This is a genomic window from Natrinema halophilum, from assembly GCF_013402815.2.
In the GTDB taxonomy this organism is placed as follows: Archaea; Halobacteriota; Halobacteria; order Halobacteriales; family Natrialbaceae; genus Natrinema; species Natrinema halophilum.
This window is the reverse complement of the sequence record NZ_CP058601.1, coordinates 1,788,943-1,815,629: the sequence shown is the minus strand read 5'-3', so window position 1 is coordinate 1,815,629 and position 26,687 is coordinate 1,788,943. Positions and strand designations below refer to the sequence as shown.

20 protein-coding genes and 3 pseudogenes are annotated in these 26,687 nt (G+C 54.3%); 9 read left to right on the top strand and 14 right to left on the bottom strand.

What is annotated here, in order from left to right:
* Window positions 1-163: 163 nt before the first annotated feature.
* Window positions 164-1,633 carry a sugar transferase gene (locus HYG82_RS29585; RefSeq protein WP_179260661.1) on the top strand — a complete coding sequence of 490 codons (1,470 nt, stop codon included), beginning with the start codon at window positions 164-166 and terminating at the stop codon, window positions 1,631-1,633.
* 18 nt (window positions 1,634-1,651) lie between these two features.
* Here HYG82_RS29585 and HYG82_RS29580 read toward each other — a convergent pair.
* Window positions 1,652-2,319 (bottom strand): annotated as a pseudogene (locus HYG82_RS29580) (transposase domain-containing protein).
* A 119-nt stretch (window positions 2,320-2,438) separates the two neighbouring features.
* Complete coding sequence (locus HYG82_RS29575; RefSeq protein ID WP_179260660.1) at window positions 2,439-3,209, bottom strand: glycosyltransferase family 2 protein; 771 nt, start codon at window positions 3,207-3,209, stop codon at window positions 2,439-2,441.
* A gap of 334 nt (window positions 3,210-3,543) precedes the next feature.
* Between HYG82_RS29575 and HYG82_RS29570 the strand changes: the two genes are divergently transcribed.
* Window positions 3,544-4,815 carry a glycosyltransferase family 4 protein gene (locus HYG82_RS29570; protein WP_179260659.1) on the top strand — a complete coding sequence of 424 codons (1,272 nt, stop codon included), beginning with the start codon at window positions 3,544-3,546 and terminating at the stop codon, window positions 4,813-4,815.
* 113 nt (window positions 4,816-4,928) lie between these two features.
* Here HYG82_RS29570 and HYG82_RS29565 read toward each other — a convergent pair whose 3' ends face one another.
* The 6 genes from HYG82_RS29565 to HYG82_RS29540 form a co-directional block, all read right to left on the bottom strand.
* Window positions 4,929-6,089 (bottom strand): hypothetical protein, encoded by a 1,161-nt coding sequence (locus tag HYG82_RS29565; RefSeq protein ID WP_179260658.1) that lies wholly within the window; start codon window positions 6,087-6,089, stop codon window positions 4,929-4,931.
* Between the two features lie 395 nt (window positions 6,090-6,484).
* Window positions 6,485-7,339 carry a glycosyltransferase family 2 protein gene (locus tag HYG82_RS29560; protein ID WP_179260657.1) on the bottom strand — a complete coding sequence of 285 codons (855 nt, stop codon included), beginning with the start codon at window positions 7,337-7,339 and terminating at the stop codon, window positions 6,485-6,487.
* Window positions 7,340-7,375: 36 nt separating this feature from the next.
* The gene (locus tag HYG82_RS29555) at window positions 7,376-8,593 is read right to left on the bottom strand and encodes a sulfatase-like hydrolase/transferase (protein WP_179260656.1); all 1,218 of its coding nucleotides are present in this window, start codon (window positions 8,591-8,593) and stop codon (window positions 7,376-7,378) included.
* Between the two features lie 151 nt (window positions 8,594-8,744).
* Complete coding sequence (locus tag HYG82_RS29550; protein WP_179260655.1) at window positions 8,745-9,713, bottom strand: GDP-mannose 4,6-dehydratase; 969 nt, start codon at window positions 9,711-9,713, stop codon at window positions 8,745-8,747.
* Window positions 9,706-10,809 carry a glycosyltransferase family 4 protein gene (locus HYG82_RS29545; RefSeq protein ID WP_179260654.1) on the bottom strand — a complete coding sequence of 368 codons (1,104 nt, stop codon included), beginning with the start codon at window positions 10,807-10,809 and terminating at the stop codon, window positions 9,706-9,708. The genes HYG82_RS29550 and HYG82_RS29545 overlap by 8 nt, the downstream gene beginning before the upstream one ends.
* A gap of 193 nt (window positions 10,810-11,002) precedes the next feature.
* Window positions 11,003-11,776 carry an alkaline phosphatase family protein gene (locus HYG82_RS29540; RefSeq protein WP_179260653.1) on the bottom strand — a complete coding sequence of 258 codons (774 nt, stop codon included), beginning with the start codon at window positions 11,774-11,776 and terminating at the stop codon, window positions 11,003-11,005.
* A gap of 213 nt (window positions 11,777-11,989) precedes the next feature.
* On the opposite strand from HYG82_RS29540, the gene HYG82_RS29535 reads away from it, so the two are divergent.
* Window positions 11,990-13,798, top strand: coding sequence for an ABC transporter ATP-binding protein (locus tag HYG82_RS29535; protein WP_179260652.1), 1,809 nt, complete (start codon window positions 11,990-11,992; stop codon window positions 13,796-13,798).
* Window positions 13,799-15,411: 1,613 nt separating this feature from the next.
* Here HYG82_RS29535 and HYG82_RS29530 read toward each other — a convergent pair.
* The gene (locus tag HYG82_RS29530) at window positions 15,412-15,954 is read right to left on the bottom strand and encodes a hypothetical protein (RefSeq protein WP_179260651.1); all 543 of its coding nucleotides are present in this window, start codon (window positions 15,952-15,954) and stop codon (window positions 15,412-15,414) included.
* Window positions 15,955-17,060: 1,106 nt separating this feature from the next.
* The gene (locus HYG82_RS29525; RefSeq protein ID WP_179260650.1) at window positions 17,061-17,264 is read right to left on the bottom strand and encodes a hypothetical protein; all 204 of its coding nucleotides are present in this window, start codon (window positions 17,262-17,264) and stop codon (window positions 17,061-17,063) included.
* 604 nt (window positions 17,265-17,868) lie between these two features.
* Here HYG82_RS29525 and HYG82_RS29520 point away from each other — a divergent pair.
* Window positions 17,869-19,482: a hypothetical protein gene (locus HYG82_RS29520; RefSeq protein WP_179260649.1), complete on the top strand. Its 1,614-nt coding sequence runs from the start codon at window positions 17,869-17,871 to the stop codon at window positions 19,480-19,482.
* 60 nt (window positions 19,483-19,542) lie between these two features.
* Here HYG82_RS29520 and HYG82_RS29515 read toward each other — a convergent pair whose 3' ends face one another.
* Both HYG82_RS29515 and HYG82_RS29510 read right to left on the bottom strand, forming a co-directional pair.
* Window positions 19,543-20,514 carry a GDP-L-fucose synthase family protein gene (locus tag HYG82_RS29515; RefSeq protein ID WP_179260648.1) on the bottom strand — a complete coding sequence of 324 codons (972 nt, stop codon included), beginning with the start codon at window positions 20,512-20,514 and terminating at the stop codon, window positions 19,543-19,545.
* On the bottom strand, window positions 20,511-21,572 hold the full coding sequence (locus HYG82_RS29510; RefSeq protein ID WP_179260647.1) for a GDP-mannose 4,6-dehydratase: 1,062 nt from the start codon (window positions 21,570-21,572) through the stop codon (window positions 20,511-20,513). The genes HYG82_RS29515 and HYG82_RS29510 overlap by 4 nt, the downstream gene beginning before the upstream one ends.
* 249 nt (window positions 21,573-21,821) lie before the next feature.
* Here HYG82_RS29510 and HYG82_RS29505 point away from each other — a divergent pair, with 249 nt between their 5' ends.
* Together HYG82_RS29505 and HYG82_RS29500 are read left to right on the top strand one after the other, a co-directional pair.
* Window positions 21,822-22,286: an NUDIX domain-containing protein gene (locus HYG82_RS29505; protein ID WP_179260646.1), complete on the top strand. Its 465-nt coding sequence runs from the start codon at window positions 21,822-21,824 to the stop codon at window positions 22,284-22,286.
* A gap of 175 nt (window positions 22,287-22,461) precedes the next feature.
* A pseudogene (locus HYG82_RS29500) lies at window positions 22,462-22,728 on the top strand (IS5/IS1182 family transposase); the annotation flags it as partial.
* A gap of 137 nt (window positions 22,729-22,865) precedes the next feature.
* Here the strand turns inward: HYG82_RS29500 and HYG82_RS29495 are convergent.
* Together HYG82_RS29495 and HYG82_RS29490 are read right to left on the bottom strand one after the other, a co-directional pair.
* Window positions 22,866-23,152 (bottom strand): annotated as a pseudogene (locus HYG82_RS29495) (winged-helix domain-containing protein).
* Between the two features lie 350 nt (window positions 23,153-23,502).
* Window positions 23,503-23,763 carry a helix-turn-helix domain-containing protein gene (locus tag HYG82_RS29490; protein ID WP_179260645.1) on the bottom strand — a complete coding sequence of 87 codons (261 nt, stop codon included), beginning with the start codon at window positions 23,761-23,763 and terminating at the stop codon, window positions 23,503-23,505.
* Window positions 23,764-23,996: 233 nt separating this feature from the next.
* Between HYG82_RS29490 and HYG82_RS29485 the strand changes: the two genes are divergently transcribed.
* The 3 genes from HYG82_RS29485 to HYG82_RS29475 all read left to right on the top strand — a co-directional run bounded on the left by HYG82_RS29485 (window position 23,997) and on the right by HYG82_RS29475 (window position 25,986).
* A complete protein-coding gene (locus tag HYG82_RS29485; protein WP_179260644.1) occupies window positions 23,997-24,386 on the top strand; it encodes a hypothetical protein in 390 nt (129 codons plus the stop codon).
* On the top strand, window positions 24,379-25,413 hold the full coding sequence (locus HYG82_RS29480; RefSeq protein ID WP_235217863.1) for a DUF8008 family protein: 1,035 nt from the start codon (window positions 24,379-24,381) through the stop codon (window positions 25,411-25,413). Before HYG82_RS29485 ends, HYG82_RS29480 begins: the two co-directional genes overlap by 8 nt.
* A 267-nt stretch (window positions 25,414-25,680) precedes the next feature.
* Window positions 25,681-25,986, top strand: coding sequence for a hypothetical protein (locus HYG82_RS29475; protein WP_179260643.1), 306 nt, complete (start codon window positions 25,681-25,683; stop codon window positions 25,984-25,986).
* Window positions 25,987-26,687 lie beyond the last annotated feature (701 nt).

The following is a 26,687-nucleotide window of genomic DNA, read 5'->3' as shown; positions in this document are numbered from 1 at the left end:
TATTACTATTTTACTAGTTCTGATAGCTCCTGATATTGGAGGCCGATTTCGAACGGAAATGAAGCTGATTATCGCAAGACGGCCACAACTCATATATACACCCATGTCAGGAAATAGGTCGTTTCAAAGATTATATGAGAGGGTAGTTACCTTGGTGTAGTAGATGCTCACTGGGTGGCGATATCGGCTCGCAAGCACGACCGGGACGGCGTGTCTCGTGGCAGTTGCCGTTTTCATGGCGAACCACCCACTCGCTCAATCGGTATTCACGACGGCCGTTCCCCTGTTCAACCGATTAGAACCGATCGTTCTCGACGAATCGTCGTTCCGCCTGGCGCTCACACTCAGCGTCCTCGTGATTTCGGGAGCGATCTGGCCGCTGTACAAGCCGCGGCCGCGCCGCCTTCTCGATACGGTCTTTCTCGTCCAGAAGCGCGTCCTCGTCGGTGGCCTCGCGCTGGCGGCGCTCGGCTACTTCCAGTGGTCCCACCGCCTCCCGCGGGCGACGCTCGTGATGATCGTCGGATTCCTTTCGGTCGCGCTCCCCGCGTGGTTCCTCGTCATCCGATCTCGACCGACCGGTTCCGACGGACGCACGGTGATCGTCGGCGACGATCCCGCTCAGATCGAACGCGTCGCACCCGCCGTCGAGGCTCCCGTCCTCGGCTACCTCTGTCCGACCATCACCGCCGCTCGAGAGGGGCCGTCTGGTTCGTCCGAGGAGGCAGGGAAAGCCATCGCCGACGGGGGTGTCGAACTCCGCTACGACGGCGATACCGCTCTCGAGGCCGAAGCCGGCCTCCAGGGCGCACTCGATTCACTGTCTCGTCTCGGCGGCCTCTCGCGACTCGAGGACATCCTCGTCGAGTACGACGTCGACACCGTCGTACTGGCGTTTCGACAGGCCGACCGCGCGGAGTTCTTCGGTGCATTAGATGCCTGTCACGAACACGGCGTCGACGCGAAAGTTCACCGGAAGTACGCCGATAGCGTGCTGGTATCGGAGGGCGACGTTGGGGAACTAGTTGACGTGGACCTCGAGCCCTGGGACCCGATGGATCACCTGTTCAAGCGGGTGTTCGACGTCGTGTTTGCGGTCGTCGGTCTGGTCGTGTTCGCGCCGTTGATGGTAGTGATCGCGATCGCGATCAAACTCGATAGTTCAGGTCCCGTTTTCTATTGCCAGAATCGAACTGCCGGCTTCGGCGAAACTTTTCCCGTGTACAAGTTCCGATCGATGATTCCCGAAAGCGAAGACGCAGCACCCGCTGACGACGTGGAAAACGATCAGATCACACGCGTCGGCCGCACATTGCGGAAAACCCATATAGACGAACTTCCGCAACTCTGGTCGATACTTATTGGGGATATGAGCGTTGTTGGCCCTCGAGCCGCATGGATCGAAGAGGAAGTGTTGCTCGAGCGAGACGCTCCGTCCTGGCGCAAACGATGGTTTGTGAAACCGGGTCTGACCGGGCTCGCGCAGATCAACGGAGCGAAGAGCACTGATCCAAACACGAAACTTCGACACGATCTCGAGTATATTCGACGACAATCTTTCTGGACCGATGTGAAAATCGTAATTCGACAGATCTGGAAGGTCATGTTGGAGATCACGGCACGCCTGACATAACAGATAAGTTGATACGGTCTAGTTCTGCACCTCCTCAACTGCGTCTTTCCATCGAGAGTTTGGCGGGGTCGCTGAGGTTGTAGTAATATATGAACTGTTCAGGCCACTGCGGATGCTGGCCCGATTGCCCACCTACGAGTTGTGGAGGCGGTCGACCCGCATTTTGAGTGAAACTCCTTTTCAATCAGGTTTCGATTGGCATAGGTGACCCGACCGCTCAGTCCCACTTGAGCAAGGGCAGCCGATAGCCGAATTGATGGACGGGAAACTAAGCACCTGAGAGATCATGGTCTCCTTGAGTCGATGGAGGAACGCAGCTGCCGGGTCGGTACCGTGCCGACCAAACAACGCGACGTCGAAAATCAGCTTTGTCTCTATGTCTATTGCAGCGTATAATCAAGACCAATCGCGTTGATCTTGACAGCGGTCTCGATGCCTGCGACCCGCTTCGACTTCGCCTCAAGCGGGTCGTAACCGCTGTCAGATTGCCGATGTACTCAGTTCCAGACAGCACCATGTGAGCGCTCAACGCCTAATTCCGGGTGAATCGTTGTTGTCTCTTTGAGCGAACAGCCGATCTGATGGAAGCGGACGGCGAACGCCTCGTTGGACGTCTCCGTCCGCTCGTTCTCTCAAGATTCTTTTAACTCCACGTCATAGGTCTCGCTGAGCAGGTCTGAAAGCATCTCTGGACAAGAAAATCAACGACCCGCTCGTTCCTCAAACTGACTCAACTAGACAATTGCTCTCTTGTCGTTGACACCTCGACTGGGTTTGAGTCGGTACCTTGGCATCTGCAGACCGTTCAGGGGGTCTGACTGAATTCTTTTATCCAAGCGGAAATATACTGGTAGGGCTTCCGAGCTGGTTTCAAAACCGGAGCAAGCAATCCACCGGTGAGTCCATTCTTCTGCCACGCTTTGTACGCTTCCACGTTCGACCGAATGATGTTTTGTACCGACTCATTGCTGGTTCCTCCGTTTGACATGTGAACCAACACCCTGTCGAGGTACGTCGTAGAAACCTCGTGTTTCATTAAGAATCGCAGTATAAGTTCATAGTCAGCAGCGATATCGAAGTTGAGATCGAACATACCATACTCTTCATACACGCTCGCCTCCACGAAAAATGCCGGATGAGGGGGCATCCAGCCAAATTTGAATCGACTAGGGGAGAATTTGCCACTCTTCCAGTACCGCACAGGCGTATCTGATTCGTTGACGTAGACTAGGTTGCCATAGCATGTACGAGCTCTTGTCTCCGACATCCGCTCCAAGACATCCCGTACTACGTATTCGTCGGCATAATAATCGTCGGCGTTCAAGATACCAATGACGTCGCCGTTCGCAGCGGCAATCCCCTTGTTCATCGCGTCGTAAATCCCGTTGTCTTCCTCTCGAATTAGTGTGTCAATCACATCGCTCTCAGAGTCCAAAACATCAACGGTCGCGTCCGTCGACAGACCGTCTACCACGATCGTCTCTACCTCGGAGACGTCGCGTTGGTTTTTGATTGAACGAAGACATCGCTCAACCCGAGGATCGTTATAGACCGCAGTGACAATCGAGATATTCACAAGACCCTATTCTAGATGTGGTTTCATGTACTTATCTCTTCGTAACGCCAGATCAATATATAGTTCGAGGATTTCTCTGAGTTCACTTCCAAGCCCTCATCTTATGTCGCCCACATTAAGGCCAGAAAAGGTGAAGTAAATATTTTGCCAGTACACACGTTGGTACCGTCGGACATTCTTTCCGCCATTTCTATGGTGAAGAGGTCCTTTGGCACGACTGCAATGCCAAGAAAGTTTCATCTGCAATCATATTCCTACCCGCTAATTGGTAACTGCCATGCTCATCGGTCCCGAACAAATAAAATTCTGTCCGATCTGACATTACCTCTAGCCAATGACTGATATTCAGGTTCTCCACGTCAGCAGCTATGACAAAAAGGGCGGTGCTGCAAGAGCAATGACTAGGTTGCATGCAGGATTTACGGGTTCAGACATCGATTCTCGTGTGCTCGTTCAGATTAAGCAGGGTACCAATTCCTCCGTAATTGGCCGAGACTCGACGGTCGGTTCTGCCCTCTCACACGCTCGATACTACATCAACCACCTTCCTCTTCTTCCTGTGTACCTTCGTGGTGGGAATATTACAGGAAAGTTCACTCCAGTCTGGCTACCGGATGGTATCGGGAACAACGCCGAAATCGAGCGAGCGGACCTCATCCATTTGCACTGGGTCGCAGGTTATCTTGAACCGGGAACTCTCGTTGAGATTGATTCGCCGCTCGTCTGGACGCTTCATGATATGTGGCCGATCACTGGCGGATGCCACTATAATCAAGAGTGTGACAAGTTCGCTATGACCACTGGCTGTGGGGCGTGCCCCCAATTGGATAGCGAGGCACCGAATGATCTCGCTCGGCGCCAATTCAAGCGGAAGAGAGACGCCTGGCGTGATTGCGAGATACATTTCATCGCGCCATCCGAGTGGATGGCCGACCGCGTCAGAGAGAGTACGCTCTTCGAGTCGCCAGACGTCACTGTCATTCCAAATGCGATCAACACTGATTTCTACTCGCCGGTAAGCAGACAGAGTGCCTGTCGACGTTTCGACCTGCCCGCGGGCAAGAGGGTTCTCATGTTCGGCGCCCTGAACTCAACGACTGACGACAGGAAAGGGTACACCGAACTTGTCGAAGCGTTGGAATTCATCGCAGCACACAACGATACTGATGATTTTTGTATCGCTATTTTCGGCGCTGAAGGACCCCTCTCGAAAGACTCTGTTCTGCAGAAGTTTGAGACGAAGAACTTGGGATTCCTCACCGACGACGAACTTGTCAGCGCGTATAGTGCCGCTGATATCGTCGTCGTCCCCTCAAAAGTCGAGTCATTTGGGCAGACCGCATCTGAAGCGATGGCGTGTGGGACGCCGGTTGCCGCGTTCGACACGTCTGGCCTTCGAGACATCGTCGATCACAAGCAGACCGGCTTTTTGGCGCCCCCTAATACACCCACAGCGCTTGCGGAAGGAATTCGATGGCTGTGCGACGACACAAACCGGTTAAAGACGTTGGGTGAGAACGCGCGCTACCGAGCAGTCCGGCAGTTCTCAACTGATGTCGTCATAGCTCAACATCAACGGTTATATCGGAGGCTGCTCAAGGATTAGCGACGGTGGAAGGATCAATCAAGGCTGCTACGACAACGTTCGTTCGCCGGTGGAACATACGTCAGCGATAAGTCTGTATCTTATAACGATACACCTGATTACGCATCTCCAGTTCACCTTTTATATGTTTCGGTGAGAAGCGCGATTCCGAAGCCGACAGCCATCCAGTACCAAGGGAAAAATATCGCAGTGATAGATTTTGCGACGAGCATCGTCGCGAAAAGGGCCGTAAGCGAGATTGCGAGTGTCCGGGCTAGACTGGACTCCAACGGAGGTATGTCGATCGTCTGCTCAAGTTGAATCAAATCGCGGACAATGAATAAGTGAAACGCTACGAACAGAGTAACGCCGATGACGCCGGTTGAGACAAGAATTGTCCCCACGACTGACGCACCGTAGTACGAACCGAACCCGTATCCAATGAGGGGTCTAGTCTGGAACAGGTCTAGTGCGAATGCCATTGAGTGTGCGCGGATGGGCCCTGACCCACCTCGGAACGTCAACTCTTGAATCACTACGCTCGCCGTCCCAATAGGATCCTCCATCACCACGAGCGCAACCACCAGTGCCGGTATCGAAGTTTGAAAACCAAACCGCACAAATCGCCCAAACGACGGCAGGGTGTCCTTGACGAATGTATAATATGTAAACAAGACGATACTGAGAATGACAAGGCCTCCGAACCCTGTTCCCGCTCCGGTTAAAATAAGGAAACAAACGAACAACGACCCGAAAAACACTGACTCGCGATTGGAGAGGATTCTTTCCTGACCGGATATCGCAACCGGAATAATCAGGCTGAGCAGAAATAGGAAATAAATGGCTGTGTATCCTGGTTCTCCGGGAACCGACATCATCTGTGGGAGTGGGCCGAGGAACGGACGAATGTATTTTATGCTGACTAACCCAAACCACTGTGAAGCCTCAATGAGTGGGAACCCAAAAAGGATCGAAAGTTGGTACGCCACTCCGAAGGCACCAACGAACACGCCCTCGAGAACGAGCAACCGGATGGACTTAGCGATCAACTCTTTGGTGAACGCGGTCGCGATGACGAACATGCTCCCGAACGAGAAGATACGGAGTACCGTCTGTGTGAAGTTGTCCCGAGAGTACAGGAGTGGTTCCGTTTCGAAGACAATCCAGGCTCCTGCATTGTAGGGATGCGTCATTTGCTCACTCGGAAATACGAGCAGTACTGCCGAGGAGACGACACCGATGAAGAGGAACGACGTCGCGAAAACCAGGGATCTTTTTTCCAGAACGATGTCCATGTTATGCCTCGTAACATGACCGAGATGATTGACTCCGAGGAGGATGACAGCGACTTCTGGAAGTGTGAAACGATGTCCCGCGAATTCGAAGACAACAACTGCGAAGAAGGGGACAGTCAATACGAATGCCCAATGGATCCATCTCCGATTGTAGAGTGCACAAACGACGAGCGGAACGATGAATATTGCGGCAGGATAGAACGTAACCATCTCTCTTGTGGATTTGACGGGCTTGTACTGATTCGAGGTTGACTATCGGTTATAGTCCTGCCGGTGTCTCTCCTCGACAGCTAGCGCATCACTCAACTATTGCACACCTGACCTTGTAGCGCCCAGTTAATTCCCCAGTCAGAAGACGGCACATACACGTCGAGAGGTAGTATCAAGGACGATTTTCAGAGTTGCTTCTTTCGCTGCCACAGTTGCGTTCGGATCACCGACGATAGCGGCGGTCGGATGATGTCGAACGCGAACCGCTCGATTGGCTCTCGGTATAGCTCTAGAAGTCTGGGGAGTATCCGGACGCGTCGCCACCGTAAGTCTAATTTGTCCAGTGTCTGTCGGACGGCGAATGCCCGATTATCGCCTATTCCTCGTTCCTTGCGGAGTTGTACTGTATCTGCGTACGATGCTTCCGCGTCCCGGATTATCTTCCGGCCCTTATGATTCCGGTCTGCGGCTACGATAGCGTCGTACCGATACCACTCGTACTGGTCGGCCAGATCGAGCCAGAACTCGTAATCCATCGAGTACTCGCGGTCCTCGTTTAGACAGTTTTCCGCAACCACATGATCGCGGAAGAAGACGGACGGTTGTACGATATAACAGTGGCGCTTTAGCTTGTTCCGATCAAATGGTGGAATGTAGTGTGACCGCAGCAGCTCGCTATCTGGGCCGATAGTTATCGCGTGCCCGAAGACGATATCGGCATTGCTCCGGTCGAACACGTCCACGACCTCTTCGACCGTACTCCTGTACGTGTAGAGGTCGTCAGAATTCAGCCAGCCAACGATGTCCCCGTCCGCCCGCTCGAACCCTTTGTTGATAGCGTGTGTCTGCCCACGGTCCGGCTCAGAACTCCACTCGATATTGTCATACTCGCTCAGAATGTCGACGGTCCCGTCGTCCGACTTCCCATCAACGACGATGTGCGTCAGGTTGCTGTAGGTTTGCTGGCGGACCGACTCAAGCGTCTCTCTGATGAACTGTGCTTGATTGTACGACGGTGTGACGATTGAAACGGACGTCATTGGATCAAGTCGAATCTGAGAGTTTGTCGCGCCATGCTACAGGTATCCCAGATCCTGTAGTCGTTCCTCGGTATCCTCGCTCAAATCAGTCAGATCTTTGTCTGAAACTGGTGAGACGGACTCGATCGCCTCAATGTCCGCGACTGCCTCTTCGAACGAGAATCTAGGATCGCCGAACTGCTCTCTGGACCGCACGTAATGGCCGACGGCCTGTGGATACTTCTCCAGTGATCGACGTATGTTCTTCGACTTCCATCGACGGCCGGCGAGCAAGCCCAACGCCATCAGTGCCCGGTGGTGGAGTGCCGTCTGGTTGCGAACCCACCCGCCGTCTGCATCCCAGATGCCGGCGCTTTCGTACACGTGCCGTGGCTTCCCACCGAAGTATACGTTCGAGGTTGAGAGCGAATAGCCGCGGGATGGCGAGCTCCGGGACAAGCTCTCTCCGTCGAGGTGCTCGGGAGTCGGTTGATCGAGGCTGTCCAGTATCGTCGGGAACAGGTCGACGTGGCGCATCACGTGGTCTGCCTTCGTCCCTGCAGGGATATCGGGGTGGATGAATACCGTTGGCACGTACACGCCCTCCGGTCGCATCGGCGAACTATGGTCGACGAGCCCCGCCTCACCGAGGTACTCCCCGTGGTCGCTAGTGAATACGATGAGCGTGTTCGATTCCTCCCCACGCTCGCGAATCGTCGCCAGCCTATCCTCGAAGTCCTCGACAGTCCCCGACACCGCTTTCTCGTACCAGTGTCTGTGTTTCTCGATGTTCCCGGCGAACTCTTCAACGAACTCATCCCAGGAGCCTTCCCATCCTGCGGCCTCGAACGGAACGTGTCCGCCATGATGCCGTTCGAAGTACGTCCACGGGGAGTCAAGCCTTCCGAGTTCGCGCCGTTCCTCGATCTTGAGCACTGAAAACGTGCCGTCGTCGACAACAGATTCGTCGCCTGGCATATAATATCCATCGTCGAGGTCAGGGATATCTAGAAGGTTTGGGACGTCTGGTATCTGATGCTGCCGGGACAAGACCCCATGGTGCCGCGGCCAAAGTCCGGTGAGCATCGTCGGCACACTCGTGTGCGTCGTAAGTGACGCGGCGATTGTCTTCACCGTTAGCCCCCGTTCGGCGATTGATTCCGGGAGGTGGTCCCATCGGAGGGCATCCGCCATGAAGACGCAGACGTTGTCCACCTCGTTGAGCGCGCCGAAGATCCCCTGCGATCCCTTTTCATCGATAGACCGAAAATTCATTAAGTCACCAATTCTCTTTCGACCATTTTATTAAAAGCTCTGGAAGGAGTTGGTTCTTCTCACTTCTTTGGATTCGATAGGGTTGAGGCTTCGTCAGCGAGTGTGTCAGCGCCATTCGGACGGTTGCAGAGAACGGTTCTGCTCGACGCCGTTACACGTCCATTTCTCTCCTCCAATACTGGAGGAGATCGCCAAGCGTCTCCTTGATCGTGTACTCAGGACCCCATCCTGTCTTCGCCTCAAACTTCGCGCAGTCCCCGACGAGTTCCGGGACGTCTACTGGGCGTATTCTCTCGTCCTCCTGAACGACAGTGATGTCCTCCCCGCTCAGTTCGATTAATCTGTCGAGCAGTTCACGGATTGTATACCCAGTCATTGAGCAGATGTTGTACGCCTCCCCCGAAGAGCATTCGCACATCGCTAACTCGTATGCTTTGACGACGTCCCGAACGTCGGTGTAATCCCGGACGGCACTGAGGTTCCCCACGTGGATGTGGTTCGAATCGCTCATCTCGTTCTCGATTTCCACAATCTGCTTCGCGAAATCACTGAGTGCGTACTTGTCTGGGCGACGCGGCCCGGTGTGATTGAATGCTCGCGTCCGGATCGTCTTGACCCCGTGGCTCTTGTAGTATTGAAAGCCGAACATGTCGACCGCAGACTTGCTGACCGCGTACGGACTCACCGGGTTCAGGGCCATCGATTCGGTCACCGGGAGCGCGTCCGCATCCACTAGGCCGTACTGTTCCGACGAGCAAGCGAGGAGCACTCGGGGATCGATAGACTCTGCCTGGCGAACGCCCTCCAATATGTTCAACGTCGCGACGATGTTGTTGTTGATTAGGGAGTACGTGCTGTCCCAGCTAGACTTCACTGAACTCTGTCCAGCGAGGTGGTATATGTGGTCCGGCGCAACGTCTTCCAAGAGTTCGAACACTGCAGGCCCGTCGACGAGATTACACGTTCGGAGGTCGATGTCTGCACGGTGATCTCGGCAGTACTCCAACGAACTGCTCTCTCGGACGACGCCGTACAGGTCTCGGTCGGAATCGGCCAATCTGTCGAGTAAATGGCTTCCGACGAAGCCTGTAACGCCCGTTATCAGTGTGGTATTAGTCATGAATGTTTTCGTATACCTGGTAGGTCTGTCGCGTTGTCTGCTGCCAGTCGAAGGCTTTCGCTTGACGAAGTCCTCGCTCTACAAGTAGTTCACGATACTCAGGGTCTAAGATGACCTCGGACAACGCCCGCCTGATGTCTGCGGGGTCATCCGGGTCGACGTACGTACCAGCCTCCCCAACGACTTCCGGGATGGCAGAGACGTTCGACGCGACGACCGGCGTCTCGCACTGCATCGCCTCGAGAGGCGGAATACCGAACCCCTCGTACCGTGAGGGATAGACGAACGCTGTCGCTGCTGTGTAGAACGACCGCAGCTCGTTGTCGTCGACCCAGGTGATCAATTGCGTCGACTCCTCTAGGTTCGCCTGTCGTATCGTCTCAGCTTCTGCGTTGCTCCACTTCTCACCGCCACCTACGCAGACAAGAGACACGTCTTCGGCGTACTCCCAGTCGGCGTACGCCTCTAGGAGAGTATCGAAGTTCTTGTAGCCGCCTCGCCGACCGACGTAGAGGAGGAACTGCTCCGGGAGGTCATACTCCGCTCGCAATCGAGAGACTGTGGAGTCGTCAACCGGTTCGAACACCGGATCGGCCGCCAGATGGATGACGCTCACCTTCTCTGGAGCTATATCGAAGTACTTCACGAGATCATCCTTCGTGCACTTCGAGATTGCGATTACGTGATCGGCACGCTCCACGCTCGCTTGCTTCATCGCCGACGTCGCTTCGGCGTTCCCCAACTCGTCGGCGAACCGTTCGTGGATCATATCATAGACGGTCACGACCGATGGTGCGTTGATGTCCGCTGGGAGACGGAAGTACGACGTGTGGTAGATATCGGGGTCGAACTTGTTGACCGCCCGGGGCAGGAATATGCGCTCGTCGAGTTCCCGAAGAACGCCTCCCAACTTCGGGATGAGATATCGGGATTGCGTGAGGAACGGATGGGAGTCAAGCGTCGACGGGAACCGGAACGTCCGGAGCACCGAATCGGGTGCGACCGTTGGCAACTCTGTGGCTAGCCGTTCGTAGATTCGATTGATGCCACCGAACTGTTGGCGAGTGAATATAACCCCATCATAGAAAATCCTCATCAGTTTACTGTGATTGAAAAGACGCGTATATATCATCTTTGCTTTCTCCTAGTTCCTGGCGTAATGCGGCGAACGGCGACCATTCAACCCGAATCGACTGCGTTCTAGACCAGGGTGTTCTGACCGGTGCAACCATCCCACGTGTAGTGTCGCCTTTCGAATTCGACGCTCGGTCGACACGTCGGGCACACATTCACGTGTCTGCGTACCCGAGATCTGCCAGCCGTTGGGCGACGACGTCGTCCTCACCTATGGGACCAGCGGTCGCGGTTCCTGACGTGGTCGACCGCCGCTCTTGATCGTCGAGGACGACCCAGGGAATGCGTACGAGCCCCGGCGAATGAGCACCATCAGGATGGCCATAGATGCCGAATCGTCCGAACTCGTTCCCGTGATCCGAGGTAACGACAGTTCGACCGGGCACTGCTTCGAGGAGGTCCTCGACGTGGGGAATCACCAGTTCCAGGTTCTCCTTGTAAGCGTCCCAGATGCAGGCCTCGTCGACATCGTCCTGTTCGAGTTGTCTCCAGAAGTCATCGCCGTGCGCGTACTCGTAATGAATCGTTCCCTCTTCTGCGAGCTGTCGGCCGAGGTCTCCGATGAATGGATAGTGTGGCTGCATATAGTGAACGATCAGCCGCTTGTGGGGGTACTCCTGATACGTCTCGATCGCCGCCTCGGTGACGGCCTCGGGAGGTGTGACGCCCACGTTTTCGTCCCACTCGTCGTCCCAGAGCGTCACGCGTTCGTGGAAGCGGGCCGGTATCGACTCGAAGTTCGGGTTTGCGGTCACGAATACGATCTCGGGGAAGTCGGCGTCGCCGAACGTCTCCCGGAGGTATCCCAGCGTGTACGTCGACGGCGACGTCTTTTGTTCGACGGGCGCGTCAAACGGGTCGAGCTCCGCCATCAGGTCGTACCGGCAGGCGTCGAGGATTACCAGCGTATCCCAGTCCTCATCTGGCATCGAGACTGGCTTATTTCCGAGTACATACCTGTCAAACCTTCGGTATAGCTCAAAGAATCTGAGACGCGGTTTCCGGAGGCCCTTGTAGATTTCGCGTAGGGTAATCATGCGGGACTATTTCGCGCTCATCAACTTACATAATCCGGTTGGCGATCGTCACTGGGGCCGGTCAACTCGGAGTTTATTTAAGAATAGAGTTTGGCAGCCTTAATAATGACCGACGTGAAGAGCGTCAGCAGAAAGGAACAACTGGCCGCGTTGCTTCGAGTTGCACGATACAGGCCGCTGTTTGCAACCGGTATAGTAATAGGCGGCATGGTTGCAGCGTTACTCGAGGGTATCGGATTAAGCTTTATCCTCCCAATCGTGGAGCTGATACAGTCATCCGGGAACCCTACCGCCGAAGCTGACGGTATCCTCCTCTTGTTCGTCAACTTCTACGAGTTGCTCGGCGTTCCATTTGAGCTCGGATACGTCATTGTGGGCGTCAGCATCGTTTTAACGATACGGTGGTCGCTCACGTTCGTCGTTCGCTGGCTACGAGGTGCGCTGGTCGTAGACTATACGCGAGAGATACAAAGCGACTCGTTCGGAAATGCCCTCGACGCAAACGTCGAATATTTTGATCGCGAAGGCTCCGATGACATTCTGAATGCAATCGTCACACAGGCTGAGTACGCGGGACAAGTCATTCGGGAAGTCGTAAACTTTCTCGAACAGGGTTTTTTAACAGGAATGTACTTCATTGTCGCCTTCGTCATGTCGCCATCCCTCGCAATTTTTGCTATCGCGTTCTTGGGCGGTTTCTCCCTGCTTTTCCGTTTCGTCGTAGAGCCCGGGTACGAGCTCGGTGAGCAGGTCGCTGACGCGAACGAACGAGTTCAGCAGACCGCACAGGCAGGCACGCAGGGTATTCGCGACACGAAGCTATTTGGCCTGAAAGACGAGCTGTTCAGAGACTTCGAAGCCGCGGTCAATCAGTTCGCTGACGCCAGCATCCGACTGCGTCGCAACCAACAGGCGATCCGAAACTTCTACAATCTCCTCACCGCTGTCGCGGTGTTTGTCCTCATCTATCTCGCTATCGCGTACGCTGACTTGTCGTTGGGATCGCTCGGCATCTTCCTATTCGCGATGTTCCGCCTCGGTCCAAAGGCTAGCAACATTAATTCGATTTTCTATAAGATAGAAAACGACCTGCCACATTTGATCCGGATGCAAGAGTTCATCAACGAGCTTAAAGCGCACAGCGAAATCGACGACACAACGGAGCCGGTCCCTGAGGCCGTCGAGTCTGTTGAGTTCGATGACGTTGAATTCGCGTATGCTGGGCAGGATGACCTAGCACTACGGAGTGTCTCATTCGAGTTCAAGCGCGACGAGTTCGTTGGGTTTGTTGGACAATCTGGCGCTGGCAAGTCGACAATCGTCTCACTACTCGCACGGATGTATGAACCAGATGACGGAGCGATATTGGTCAATGACATCTCTATTGGCGAGATGAATGTCGAAGCCTGGAGGTCTCAAATCGCTGTCGTACAACAGGATCCGTTCATTTTCAATGAGACGCTGCGCTATAATCTCACTATCGGGAATCGAGATGTCTCCGACGGTCAACTCGAAGAAGTATGTCGGATCTCAAAGGTAAACGAGTTCTTGGACGACCTGTCCGATGGCCTGGATACGCAACTCGGCGACGACGGTGTTCGACTTTCCGGTGGCCAACGACAACGCGTCTCCCTTGCTCGAGCACTCCTGAAAGAAGCCGACGTTCTCGTCCTTGACGAAGCAACCAGTAACCTCGATTCAAGTCTCGAGAAGGAGGTACAGACCGCGATCGAGAGCATGGACCGCGAGTACGCAATGGTTGGTATCGCGCACCGCCTGTCTACCGTCAAGAACGCGGACCGGATATACACGATTGAGGATGGGCGAATCGTCGAGGAAGGGTCACATCAGGATCTGATGGAAAAGGGCGGACAGTACGCCGAACTGTACGCAATCCAGTCTCAGAGCGGGTGAAACAAGAACATATTCATAGGCTTAATCGGAAAATATCAACGACCGCAGTCATAGAACTGCCGTCGGTTCCCGTCAAGTGCGCTCCAGCGGGATCATGACCGATAGTTTCGACGCGACCGACGTTAAGGATACTGTTGATATTTTTCTGACGTATCAGGGAGCAGCTAACGGCTCCGGCAGTTCCGCGTCTGACGTGATTAAAGAGGCAGGATGATCGGCATCGACTTCAACGGCCACTGTCACGTATCGGACCTAGTGTCTTTGGACGGCCCAACGAATACAAAGTCGTCCGGTGTCCGGGACATGCCAATACCCGGAGTGTATTTGAGGGGCGCACTAGATATGGTGTCCACGCTGAAAGCACACCGTTCGGAATATTGTCTAACAGTATGGGGAACAATGCGCACGGGCGGTCATTCTCCATACGTATGACTCAAGGACAAGTACGGCAGGCACGTCGAGTGAGTGGGACTCACGTGCGGTCCACATCAAGACATTTGAGGGGTGCTGACGATGGTGCCGCGATACATATCGGAGACAGAAACACCGTTAGTGTGAGTGGGGAATAAATCGACGTACAGGGGTCGGGAAGCGCCGGCCGCTCCTACGGCATCAAGTTGGGCGGGACCGACGCGAGCGTCATCTAGAACACTCTCATAGAGATGCTTAGTGACTCAAACACCGAGGGTATACGATGGAACAGCGATGGTGAAGGCCCGTCCCATTTCAGAATGGCTCAATTTGCAAAAATCGAGGGAGGACTCACTATCGGGTCTGTTAGCGTCAAGACACAGGAGGCTCGCGTAGATTTCCGTACATCAGCATCACAAATGACGACATTGGTGATTGCGGCCGACGTATCACACGACGACACCTGTGTCATCAACGGTGAGCTCTCAGTAACTGACAACCACCGGTCATCTGCCCCCATCAGAGAGGCCTGGTGTCTTTGACTACGCCGAAACCGAGGAGGTGACAAGAGATATTGATGTCTGTGGAGTTAAGACCTTTAACCTCGGTCCGTTTGGCGGTGAGTCCCAGGCATTGTTCGGCGGTGTGGCGTCGATGACGGCGACTGACTTCGGGATCTGGGTGCCCATCATTAACGCAACAGAGCGGAATTTGAACGGTTCTGGAATGAGCGAAGTAATAACCGTATCCTCAATGGTAGTGTAATGATACATTCCGATTTTCCACAACGGAAATTCGCTGCCATAAGTGTCTTGACTTGAGACAGCATATTAACGAGTATCAAACATGTTAAGAGTCAACTTTTGTAACCAAGAGCTTCCAATCTCGACTCAGCCAACTGGCTGATCTTTTGCCCATTACCAAATTCATTCCACACCTCTGGGAGGAAGCGCTCCAGGGTAGGTTTCTCTACTTGCGATAATACTTCTTATTGCTTGTGTGTGTTAACTTCACCCTCTAATTTTACAGAATCAGCTCTAGAACAGATCAACTTCTTCTTTCCTTGGTATACTGCTTTGCGTTCAGTGCCATAGTAGCGGCTTCCGTGATGACTGGTCGGTCATTCGGAATAGGAGATGTCCAAGATTGACCGTCCAGATTTTCATCTGAAATAAGGGTGGTAAGAGTGGGCTTTAGATCAATTAAACTTGGCCATCCACTTGTTGGTGTCTGCAATTGTTCATTCGGGCCAGAAATCGCAAGTGGGACGCGAGATGTCGCATCCCATGGTGTCCCGCCATGTCCAGCACCGTAAGAGGACGACTATCGGTGAAAGATTTCGCCAGCTCCGGGTGTTCCCAGTGAGATTCGCCGTGATTGCCCGTAATGATAATAAATGTGTCATCTTCAAATGTGTCAAGGAAAGAGTGGAGTTCATCGGTGAGGAAATCGAATGCAACACCACACAACCGAAGACGGTGTTTTCGGTATTTCACACAGTCTTCTCTATTCTTATCAAAGGTAGAGGTGTAATCCCACTCGGTCAGGTTGGGTATAGATTTATCGACGCTTCTGTCGGCTATGTATTCCTTTGGAGGGTCTAACGGGCTGTGAAGATCAGCATAGTGGAGATATGCGAACGTTTGATCTCGACCTTTTCGCCATTTTTCATAGACCGAATTCACCATATTCGCCGGGGAATGGGGCATCACCTTGTGTTTGTGGTAGCGGCCGCGAATTGCCATGAATGGAACCAAGAACCCACATCCTGCAAATGTATCATATCTGTAAGAAGCGAACTGTTCCGAAATATACTCTCTATCTGATTGCTCTGGTATTTGTTTTGATGAATTTCCATCCGATTGGAGGATAGTATTCGACCTGTGTTCGTGAGGATAAGTTCCCGTGTGGACGCACGTCACAGCAGGGAATGTCCATGTACCAGGCGTGATAGCAGTAGTAAATCGAGGCCGATATCCGGAATATGATCGGGACGCAATACCTCGACAACAAGGACAGCGATGTGATTAGGTGCACTCTCACTTGGTTGGTTAGAGGCGGGCGGCAAGTCTGCTTATAAGGCAGCCGCTGCCGACAACCAACGGACATATGCTGGTTTTAGCTTCCTTTTCAATCTAGAGGGTGTTTTCCGAGAGTTCATGTCCACTTTATAAATAGATAAGACAAAAGCTTGTTGGATATTACTCTCATCCACAATATATAGTCATATAAGTAACAATTTCTTCTCTTTCATCCTGTCAAGAATATCATGACTGTCGTAGCGGGACGTGGTAGTAACTGCCGTTGACGAACTGGCATCCAGACTACGGCGACTCCGATCGTTCGACATGAATTGTGGTCTTGACGGTCATGAGGACGAATCCTGATATCAGGCCACTGAAGGACTCTGCTCCACCTACAACGTCAGCGACATACAAGCGGCTCTCGGCCTGGCACAACTGGACCAATTTCTACCGGTGGAGCAGGGCGATTGCCTCCGGACTTTACTTCGGAAGGTGAACCCCCCTCTAAAGAGTCATCAAATCATGTTTTCGTCCAAACTAGTAACGGCCGTCATAGGCATCACAGACCGTAACGTGAAGCGGTCGTTCGGTTGGAACTGCGGCATTTCTCAAAATCTACGTCAACGGCGTTGTGAGATTGGTACTGTCGGACAGGGCGGATCTGCCGACAATCATACACACTCTGCGGGTGTTCGGATGTAAATTCCAGGAAACCCATTCGAGGATTCCACGGAGAATTAAATTCAACTGCAACCACATGCCCCGTTTTGGGACGTGCGGTCTAAGTGATGATGTCTTATGGATTATTCCCGCGGTACTTCACGCCGTCAGTACGACAAGAGGTGCCTGCCTTCCGGAGCGACGTCAGTCGTTTCCTTCCAGATGTTGACGGAGTAGGTCTCTCCCCCCTCCTCGATTCCGTTGTTGTCGAACGGCGGAAATGAGAGTGCATGCAGTCGATTCAAGAATACGTGGACGGCCACTGTCTTGTCGATACCGAGTTCACAGAGATCGAAAAAATCCTCAGTCATATGGTAAGCCCCTTCGTCCTTCAGCTGAAGTTCCATCGACACTATCCCTCATCGACATCAGGCCAAACGTCGATGAACTGGCCGAACTGTAGGTCTTTTAGTCGCCTGTAGAGTCCCTTTCTCGAACCGCAGCACTCGGTCTCGACGCACTGCTATGAGATGTGCCGGTATCGAACAATTCATCCATGTAGTGTAACGTCACCTCTATCGGCGTTCTTCGATGATGCTCCATTAGATCGGGGGCTCCCCCCGGTTGTCTGGTAGGCACGGCAGATGTATCTTAGGCGGCCTTCTGACCGAACCGAGGGGATGGATTCGGGAAGGTTGTGATCGTATCCCACGGAAACCACCACGTTGTACTCACTCGCCAGACGATCCAATCGGGGATTCGGTCCTCTCTCAGTGGCACGGGGCATTCCCCGGAAGCCGAGTCGAACCTATGCGGGCTTGAATTCTAACTATAGTTGACTTTCACGGGCGATTCACATTCGCGGGTACAATCCGTTCGCCATCGACTGGTCCCGTCGCCAAAGTACCTGTCTTTCGAAACTGATAAGATTCGCCCTACAGCACTATCTACCGATATCTTCGAATTCACGTAACAATGAACGTCTCCTCACTCTCTGACCTCCCTCGTCGGGCTGTCGACGTAGTCACACTGTCCAAGTCAGCGCAAGCGTTTGCCCAGGCGAACCGCCAGAGTTGGAGTCGGACTGACGCCGGCGCATCGACTGGTGAACTCCTGACCGACGTCACCTTGCACCACCCTGGGTACGTGCTGTCCGGCACCGTTGCAGGAAAGCACCTCGCCGAAGCAAAGGACCTCAACCTTTCGTTCCTCTTTCGTCGCTACGACCGCGACATTAGTCACATCTGCCAGTCGTACGAATCCGCCAATACGTACTCAATAGCCGGTCGTCTCCGGTCACCGTCGCTGGTCGCTTGCGCACTCGCTGATAGCCGCCGTATCTACGCATCCGTCGACTCCATCGCGGACCTCGTTGACGTCACATACGACGGCATCCTTATCGGTGACCTCATATACAATACATACCTCAAGAAGCACAATGTCGGGACAATAGAGTCGCTGTCTCAGAGCGTTCTTCCAGTCATCTTCGACACCGTTCTCTACGAGCGGTATTACGACCGACTGCTTTCGAACAACGAAATCCGGGCCGTCATCGGTGCCCAAGCGTCATACGCGAAGTCAGGTGTCTTGCTCCGACTTGCACTCAACGAGGACCTCGACGTCTTCGAGCGCATCTTCGGACCCAAGCGCTTCACAATCCGGCGGTTCACCGACATCAGCGAGACCTACAATCAAGCGAACCGTCCGTCGGATGCAGCGTTCGAACGTGTCTGGACCGAACACCGAGAACAAGGAGTCGAACGGAGTCGTGCGTACTTCGACGACCGGCTCTCGGGCGATGACGACGATGTCATCGTCTCGAAAGCGTACTCGAACGACAAGTCGATAATCGATCGCGAGACGCTCGTGGACGAACTCGACCTCAATCCCGAAAAACCGATTGCTGTCCTCATGACCCACGTCTTCCTTGACGCCGCTCACTTCCGTGGGTCGTTGTTCCGTGACTACGTCACCTGGGTGCGCGAGACGCTCCAACATGTCCGCACTGACTCGAGCACGAACTGGATACTCAAACCCCATCCCGGCTCGGATCGCTTCGACTGCAAACACACGGTCGACGGCGAGTTCGACCAAGCGGTCGCAGGTTTCGACAATCACACGGTTCGAATCATGCCTGACGACGTCAGTACAACTGCCGTCCACGAAATCGCCGACGTCGTTCTCACCGTTCGCGGCTCCGCAGGTATCGAGTTCCCTGCACTCGGTACGCCGGCAATCGTCGCGAGCGACTGTCACTACTCCGGGTTCGGGTTCGCACATGAACCGGATTCCAAGCAAGCGTACTTCGACTTGCTCGACACCATTGGAGACCTCCCGCCGCTCACCGAACGACAAGTGGAGCGCGCCAACGTCATGGCGTACCTGCTCTTTGTACTGATGCGTGTCCCCAGTGAGTACATTCCCGAAATATCAAAGACAGAGGTAGACGATGTCGACAAGATCTGGCAGCGCGCAGCACGTCTGTTGTCGGAGACGTCGGTAGACGATTCAGCACTGCGGGCGAAGATCGAGAAGTTCGTTGAAGACGACCATCAGCATCTCTTAGACTTCGATAAGATCGAGCTCTAATCGATTCGCATCAGACATCGTTGATTCGGATAGTCAGGTTGAAACCCTATCTGAAACGGGTTATAGCTCATCTTTGTGCTCCTCGTACCAGTCGATTGTGCGCCTAAGTCCAGTCTCGAAATCGGTTGAGGCCACCCAGTCAAATCGTTCTTTCGCCCGAGAAGTATCCAGCCGCCGCCTAGGCTGGCCGTCCGGTTTCGACGTATCCCACTCGATGTCTCCTTCGAAGCCAGTCAGATCCATGACCTGCTCGATAAGTGCTCGAATAGACAATTCGTTTCCACATCCCAAATTAACCGGATCGGACTCGTCGTACCGCTCTGTCGCCGTGAGAATTCCGTCGGCGGCGTCCTCGACGTAGAGGAATTCCCTCGTTGGTTCTCCGGTACCCCACGCCGTGATGGCGTTAGCACCGGATTCCCGTGCCTCGACGCACTTTCGAACGATCGCCGGAATCACGTGTGAGGTTTCGAGGTTGAAATCGTCCCGGGGACCGTAGAGATTGACTGGCATCAGGTAGATGCTGTTGAATCCGTACTGTTTCCGGTACGCACGCGACTGCGTCAGCAACGCCTTCTTGGCGATACCATACGGAGCGTTCGTCTCTTCCGGATACCCGTTGAATAGGTCTTTCTCACTGAACGGGACCGGCGTGTGCTTCGGATACGAGCAGATCGTTCCCAAAATGGTGAACTTGTCGACGCCATGCTGGTGCGCCTGCTCCAACAACTCGATTCCCATTATCGCGTTCTCGTAGAAGTACTTCCCCGGGTTGTCCCGGTTCGCACCGATTCCGCCGACAGTCGCGGCGAGGTGCAAAACCACGTCGGGGTTCGAGTCGGCCAAAGCTTGCTGTATCTCGTTCTTCTCGCGGAGGTCGTAGTCATCGCTACGCGGGACGAAAACGTCTACGTCGCCTGAGCGGCGCCGAAGTTCCTCAACTAGGTGGCTACCGAGGAAGCCAGCTCCGCCCGTAACCATCACTGATTTCCCGTTCCAATACTCGGCGGTTCCATGGTGCCAGTTCGTCATCGCCAATCGACCCGCCCCATCCACTTCTCGGTATTCCCCGCGTACCACTCAATGGTTCGGCGGGCCCCTTCCCGCCAACTCACTTCGGGCTTCCAGCCGGTCTTCTCGTTGAGCTTCTCGTAACCAACCAGCAACTCTTCGACGTCACTGTCGCCGGGGCGGTACCGTTCGTCACGCTGGATGATTTCGGGTTCGTCCCAATAGTCCTCTTCTCGTCCGACTTCAAGAAGCAATTCGGTCCAGTTCCGCATCGAGACGTTCTCGCCGTAGCCGTAGACGTATTCTTCGCCAGCGTTCCCCTCGAGGGCGACGTGCATATGTCCTCGAATGCCGTCTTCGACGAAGCACATATCTCGCTTCGGCCTGAGGTTCCCGAGTTCAACAACATCGCGCTCCAGAGCTTGGGTGACGATAGTCCCCGTGATATACCGTGGATTCTGACGCGGACCGTAGTTGTTGAACATCCTTGTGGTCACGCCCGGCAACCCGTACGCATCATGGTAGTTCATCGTAAGGAAGTCGGCTGCGAGCTTCGACGTCGCATAGACTGAAGTTGGATTCACCGGTGAACGCTCGCTCAAAAGGACTCGTCCGTCATCGTCGTACTCGTGCTTGTCCTGCATCTGTCGGTCGACGTTTCCGTACTCTTCGGAGGTACCTGCTGTATCAAACTTGTAGAGATCAAGGTCAAGGTCGACGACGGACTGTAGGAGGTTGAGCGTTCCTGTTACGTTTGTATCGATTGTTTCGTAAGGCCGTTCCCAAGATTCGCCGACGTGGGCTTGCGCAGCAAGGTGAAAGATAATGATATCTGAATGACCCTGAAGTGTGCGCAGCGCCTCCATTACGGAGTGTTTGTCTCGCAGATCACCACGATGAACTGTCACCTTATCCTGAAGGTGCCGTATGTTTCGTAGTTCGCCGCTGGAGGTCGCTCGAACGAAAACGTGGACATTCGCGTCGTACTCCACAAGTCTTTCCGTCAAATGAGACCCGACGAAGCCGTCTGCGCCAGTGACAAAAACCGGTCTTCCATGAAACCGCTCTTTGAGATCCATTGAATACGTTCCCGTGTTGTTTACTAGCTTATTTATTGTTCGGTCCGAAGCGAGAATGGATCGCCAAAGTTAACTCTGAGTGAGGTACAATAGCAGCAAAATTTATATTATCTGGTAAATACAGATTTATTTCATCTACCAGAAGTGAATTCAACGGACCATAGTCTCAGAAGTGTATACAACAGCGAGAACTCTGCGATAATCAGCGGTTCCAAACAACCAAATACGCCGGCTCTGTAGGAATTTGAGATGGAAATCCACGACGAGTACGTCCCGGACAACACGTTCTGTACCTTCCTCGAGACTATGCCCCAGGTTTGTGTGGAAGTGGTTGTCTCCACAGACCAGGGTATCCTTCTAGTGAAACGAGCAATCGAACCGGCCAAAGGGGAGTGGTTCTGGCCAGGCAGCCGACTTTATAAAGGAGAGTCGTTGAGGGAAGCGGGTCACCGGGTCGCTCGCGAGGAACTTCAACTCGAGATTGACATCATCGAACAACTCGGCGTCCACGAACACTTCTGGGATACGAGCGATGCAACTGGTGCGCCGAGTCGACACACGGTGAACATCGTGTTCCTTGTTCGACCACAGTATCCCAATAAAGAAATCGACTTAGATGACCAACACTCGGACGCAAGGTTCGTCACGGAAGCGACCGACTCGTATCACGATTACGTCCGAGAGTACTTCGACCGGCACAGCCTACCCCGCTGACATCCCGAAGTAGATTATCTCATTCGGCTGATGACAGGTCCGAACTCACATTAAACTCGAATTAGCCGTGGTGAATCGCCGGACATGGTGTGATTCAGGCTCTGGTGAATCGCATGACTGCGTGGACTTCGATCGCTAGAACGATGCAGTTGAAGCGGGAAGCACTTGATATCCAATATCAAAAAAATACCACTTCACGGAGAAAGTAGTGACGTTGGCTAAAAGTGCTGCTGGTGTCCGAGGCGAATCCGCCGCCCTGCAGGGCGGCCGCGGATTCACCAACTACGCGGTCGTTTCGCTGCATTGTCTGCGGATTTACTTGGCGAAGTCCTACTGCGAAGCACTCGATTTCTTGAGCGAGGTGCCACAAATGTTGACGGAGAGCAACCTCGAGAAGACCAGTCTCCCTGATCACTCGTCGCTAGTGAATGCGTTTGACAGGAAGGCAGTGGTGAATCGACATAGGATGTTGAGTTACGCCGCATTAGCAGCCTGCGATTGAATTCAATTGCTTCGCCAGCTTGTGTTCGCTGGAAGTTGTAGCCGAAATTGACCAGAGTTGCGGATCGGACTATGTGTCTAGTGCCTGAAGTCGCCGTTGTCTAGCGATTCACCGGTGGCCTCGGGCTCACCCACATCGAGTTCGCCATCGAGATACGCGCCTCCTTTCGAACTCACCTGATAATAGCCTGCTTCGTCGACATTTTTATCAGCCTGTGCTCCTCAAGCACTCCAAGTCGTTGTCGAACCGTCGAATACCCAATCTCGTGACCGTGTCGATTCAGATTCCGATAGAGTGGTTTTGCGGGCAGTTCGAGGTCATGTTCCGCGAAAAATTCGAGAATAAGGCCGTCTTTCAGAGACATCCACTCCGGTCGGGGTCACATTCGAAGTAGTTGTCCCACTGACGAACATAAATTTGGCTTGTTTTAAATTAAGTGTTTATACTGTATCGGATGGTGGTATAAACAAGATTATCTGTAAGTATATAGAAGACGTTGGGAAATCAACCAGAAGCAACAGTATAAATTGTCGCTAGCAAATCCTGAAATAGCGGCCAGTGTTAACCCCACCAGCCCGAGCAAAGCTCTCGTAATTGCCCGGTGAAAGCGTGTACAATATTGGCATGCGCAGTCACGAAGTCCCGACCGGCTACATACATCAGAACAAAGTTATCCCAGAGCCCTTCGGGCTTCTAAAACGGGGTCAAACGACGTTACTCTTCAATTTCGAGTTCGCTCACAACGAGTTCCCCCTCGAGATATTCCTGTCCGGTTTCTGTCAGCTGATAGAGACCGGTCTCGACTGCTGTCAGTAATCCGGCGTCGGAGAGTGTCCTGCACCGTTTGCTCACATACTGTCGATCGTAATCGACGTTTGCTGCGAGAACCCGTGGAGAGACCTGGATTGGATGCTCGTCGAAAAAGAGCATGATCTCGTAGTCGACAGGAGCCATCCATGGAACCCGCTCTACCATCTATTCACAATATCCCGCTATCACGACGGAAAAATCGGTACTATTCACAGGAGACAGAACTACTTACGTAGTTAGTACAAAACCACATTCGTAGTCAGGATTTATGTCATGCAAGAGCATTGTATCGAACACGGAAGCATACACGACTCTCTAACGGGGTAAGTCGTAGAACGGCGGACCGGTGTTAGCCCCACCAGTCCGCGAGAAGCTCCCGTAACAACCCTACGGAAGCCATGTCAAACGACGATTCACGGGGTAATGAAAGCCCCGACCGAAAAGACGAATCACAGCACCAGATAACCGACTACCGACCGATTCTCGAGCACCTCGACACCAAGATAACCGACCTTCTCGAGACCATCACAGACGACGAGACGCTCGAGCCGAGGACCAGACTGAGAGCAAAACGCCACTGTCGCGAGCTTTGGGCGGAACTCGAGTTGCTAGAATGCGACCTTCTCGAGACCGAGGAGTGGCGGGCTCCGAGGGAGACTGACCCGACGGATGGGACCGAGTCGCTCACCGGATCGATCGAGGTGGCCCTCGAGCAGGTGCAGTGGGGCGACAATGGCGGACACAGCGACGAAACCCAGACCGACGAGGTGGAGGAGAGCGATGACTGAGCCGACCGAAGCGGAACGGTTACTCGAGACCCTGAACACCGGGACGCTAGAAAACGACCTTCTCGAGGTGTTCTGCGAGGAGCTACGGGCCCTCCGAGCGAAAAACGATCGACTTACGGTGCGTATCGATGAACTCGAGCAGACTGTCGAATCGCTCGAGGCCGACGCGGACGAACTCGAGAACTCCGTCGATGATCTCGAGACCCGGACCGATGGGCTCGAGTCCCAGACTAAAACGCTCGAGTCACGGACCGGCACTATTGAGCAGTCCGTAGACGACATCGACACCACCCACTCCCAACTCGAAGACCGCCTCGAGACGGACGAAACCCAGATCGAGCGCCTCGAGGCGCTTGCGGAGGCCACCCGCAACCGAACGGGTGCGAACAAGGCACGTCTCGAGGAGTTGCAGGCGCGCGAACTCGAGAAGGGCGCGCACCTCCGGGAAACAAACGTCGACGTTCACGAAATCGATGTCCCCGACGGCACGCTCGAGCGGGTTATCAAGACGGATGGACAGACGTACTACCGTCTGCCCGACCAGGCGGATCCACTGGACCGATCAGAAACAACCGCACTCGCACACGGCGACCTCCTACCGATCCAGCAACTCGCGCGCATGGACGAGGATATGCGCCGGGCCACCACGAACGCTCTTCCGACGCGACTCGCCGCAAAACTCTGGCAGGCGCGAACCGACCCGAACGTGGGCGACGATCCCTGGAAACAGGGTTGCAAGGAAGTCGCGGAATATCTCGAGGCGAGTGACCTGAAACACTGGATCCGCCGACAGGAATCGGGGACCAGTGAGACCTACGCGAAGAAACTCGTCTCCCGAACGATCGACGCGATCCTGGACCTCTCCAAACACCGGCTGGCGGTCCACAAGCGAACCCAACGAAAGAACGGCCTCGAATACACCGAACGGCGGCTCATCCTCCCGTCGGATGCCGAGACTCCGGGGAACACGACCGACACGAGCGGAACCGATCGGTCGGCCCCGGAGACAGCTGACGTCCGCGGCTGACCGAGGACAGCACCCAGAACTTCCCCTCGAGAGAGCCATCGTCTCGCAGGCCACCACCGAACCGCCACCCCAGAAGCGGTCGTTTGCCTAACCGGTAGCCGTTGGTCCGTCTCTCGTGCAGTTCTCGGCAGTCCACGACTGAGACAATCGGTCCATCTCGTCCGAAGACGACGGCTGTCCACGGAGTGGCCAACCGACGAACCGTCTCAGGTGAGATGTTACTACGGACGCCATACGCTTACGCAACCACGTGTCCATCGAGTACGTATGGACTCGAGTACCCAGGTCCACTTCCGCGCCCTTGAACGGCTGATCGAACAGGCTGATGCGGTCGCAGCGGAGAAAAACCGGACCGATATCCTCATCGAAGCGCTTCGCGAGTATCTCGAGAACGCGAGTGACGAAGAACGCGTCCGGCAAGCAATCGCGAACGCGTACTACGTGGACAGGCTTGACTTCGAGCAAACGAAAGCGATCGTCGGTGACGAGACCGCACAGAATTTCCGCGTGCTCAAGCGCCAGTTAACGGACGATCGTCTGAGCGCTGACATCGCGGCCGTCCTCGACGAATGAGCCCCGTCGCCGACGCGTCCGCGCTCGCGTATCTTGCAAGCACCGATGCGGCTCGCCGATCCGTCTTGCCGCTGCCCTTCGCTAGGTACGGCGTTTCGTTCCCGACACGATCCTCGCTGAGATAGAAATCCACCGCGCAGACGACGAACACAGAACTAAAGCGATTCTCGGTCGACGGGCACGATTGACGGCTTCCTCCCTCGATTTCGATCCCGCGTTTTCGCCGCCCTCGAACGGAAACGCAGCTATTCGGTTCGCCGAACAGATCAGTGAGCCGTTCTGGTACCAGTTTTGTCTTGGCAGTATGCTCTCTCCTCGAGCGCAACCCCCACTCTCGTTCAGCACGTCAGCCTCAGAAACGACCCCCGACTACTTTTGTTTCGTTCTCACCAGCATATGGCACCGTCACCGTCGCCTGTAGGTTAACCCCGGCCGGCGACTGCACGCCGATAAACGACTTTCCACCATCGGATGTGACCGTGCTCGCTCCCTGCGCCCGTTTCGACGACGAACTAGGATACGGAACCGTGCCGTCGATGGTTCGTCCGAAGACGAGGCGAAAGCGATCGTACGCCGTGTCGACGACAACAGCCTCCACATGACTGCTGAACTCCGCGACAAGGCAGAGCAACTGATCGAAGAGGTGGCGTGATTATGGGCCTCTGAAGCACACTACGTGACTCTCCCACGCGGCCAGGGCA

What these genes read in the sequence shown, in the direction of transcription:
- HYG82_RS29585 (WP_179260661.1), top strand. Translation starts at nt 164, where the DNA reads ATGCTCACTGGGTGGCGATATCGGCTCGCAAGCACGACCGGGACGGCG.
- HYG82_RS29570 (WP_179260659.1), top strand. Translation starts at nt 3,544, where the DNA reads ATGACTGATATTCAGGTTCTCCACGTCAGCAGCTATGACAAAAAGGGC.
- HYG82_RS29565 (WP_179260658.1), bottom strand. Translation starts at nt 6,089, where the DNA reads ATGGACATCGTTCTGGAAAAAAGATCCCTGGTTTTCGCGACGTCGTTC.
- HYG82_RS29560 (WP_179260657.1), bottom strand. Translation starts at nt 7,339, where the DNA reads ATGACGTCCGTTTCAATCGTCACACCGTCGTACAATCAAGCACAGTTC.
- HYG82_RS29555 (WP_179260656.1), bottom strand. Translation starts at nt 8,593, where the DNA reads ATGAATTTTCGGTCTATCGATGAAAAGGGATCGCAGGGGATCTTCGGC.
- HYG82_RS29550 (WP_179260655.1), bottom strand. Translation starts at nt 9,713, where the DNA reads ATGACTAATACCACACTGATAACGGGCGTTACAGGCTTCGTCGGAAGC.
- HYG82_RS29545 (WP_179260654.1), bottom strand. Translation starts at nt 10,809, where the DNA reads ATGAGGATTTTCTATGATGGGGTTATATTCACTCGCCAACAGTTCGGT.
- HYG82_RS29540 (WP_179260653.1), bottom strand. Translation starts at nt 11,776, where the DNA reads ATGCCAGATGAGGACTGGGATACGCTGGTAATCCTCGACGCCTGCCGG.
- HYG82_RS29535 (WP_179260652.1), top strand. Translation starts at nt 11,990, where the DNA reads ATGACCGACGTGAAGAGCGTCAGCAGAAAGGAACAACTGGCCGCGTTG.
- HYG82_RS29530 (WP_179260651.1), bottom strand. Translation starts at nt 15,954, where the DNA reads ATGGCAATTCGCGGCCGCTACCACAAACACAAGGTGATGCCCCATTCC.
- HYG82_RS29525 (WP_179260650.1), bottom strand. Translation starts at nt 17,264, where the DNA reads ATGACTGAGGATTTTTTCGATCTCTGTGAACTCGGTATCGACAAGACA.
- HYG82_RS29520 (WP_179260649.1), top strand. Translation starts at nt 17,869, where the DNA reads ATGAACGTCTCCTCACTCTCTGACCTCCCTCGTCGGGCTGTCGACGTA.
- HYG82_RS29515 (WP_179260648.1), bottom strand. Translation starts at nt 20,514, where the DNA reads ATGACGAACTGGCACCATGGAACCGCCGAGTATTGGAACGGGAAATCA.
- HYG82_RS29510 (WP_179260647.1), bottom strand. Translation starts at nt 21,572, where the DNA reads ATGGATCTCAAAGAGCGGTTTCATGGAAGACCGGTTTTTGTCACTGGC.
- HYG82_RS29505 (WP_179260646.1), top strand. Translation starts at nt 21,822, where the DNA reads ATGGAAATCCACGACGAGTACGTCCCGGACAACACGTTCTGTACCTTC.
- HYG82_RS29490 (WP_179260645.1), bottom strand. Translation starts at nt 23,763, where the DNA reads ATGGTAGAGCGGGTTCCATGGATGGCTCCTGTCGACTACGAGATCATG.
- HYG82_RS29485 (WP_179260644.1), top strand. Translation starts at nt 23,997, where the DNA reads ATGTCAAACGACGATTCACGGGGTAATGAAAGCCCCGACCGAAAAGAC.
- HYG82_RS29480 (WP_235217863.1), top strand. Translation starts at nt 24,379, where the DNA reads ATGACTGAGCCGACCGAAGCGGAACGGTTACTCGAGACCCTGAACACC.
- HYG82_RS29475 (WP_179260643.1), top strand. Translation starts at nt 25,681, where the DNA reads ATGGACTCGAGTACCCAGGTCCACTTCCGCGCCCTTGAACGGCTGATC.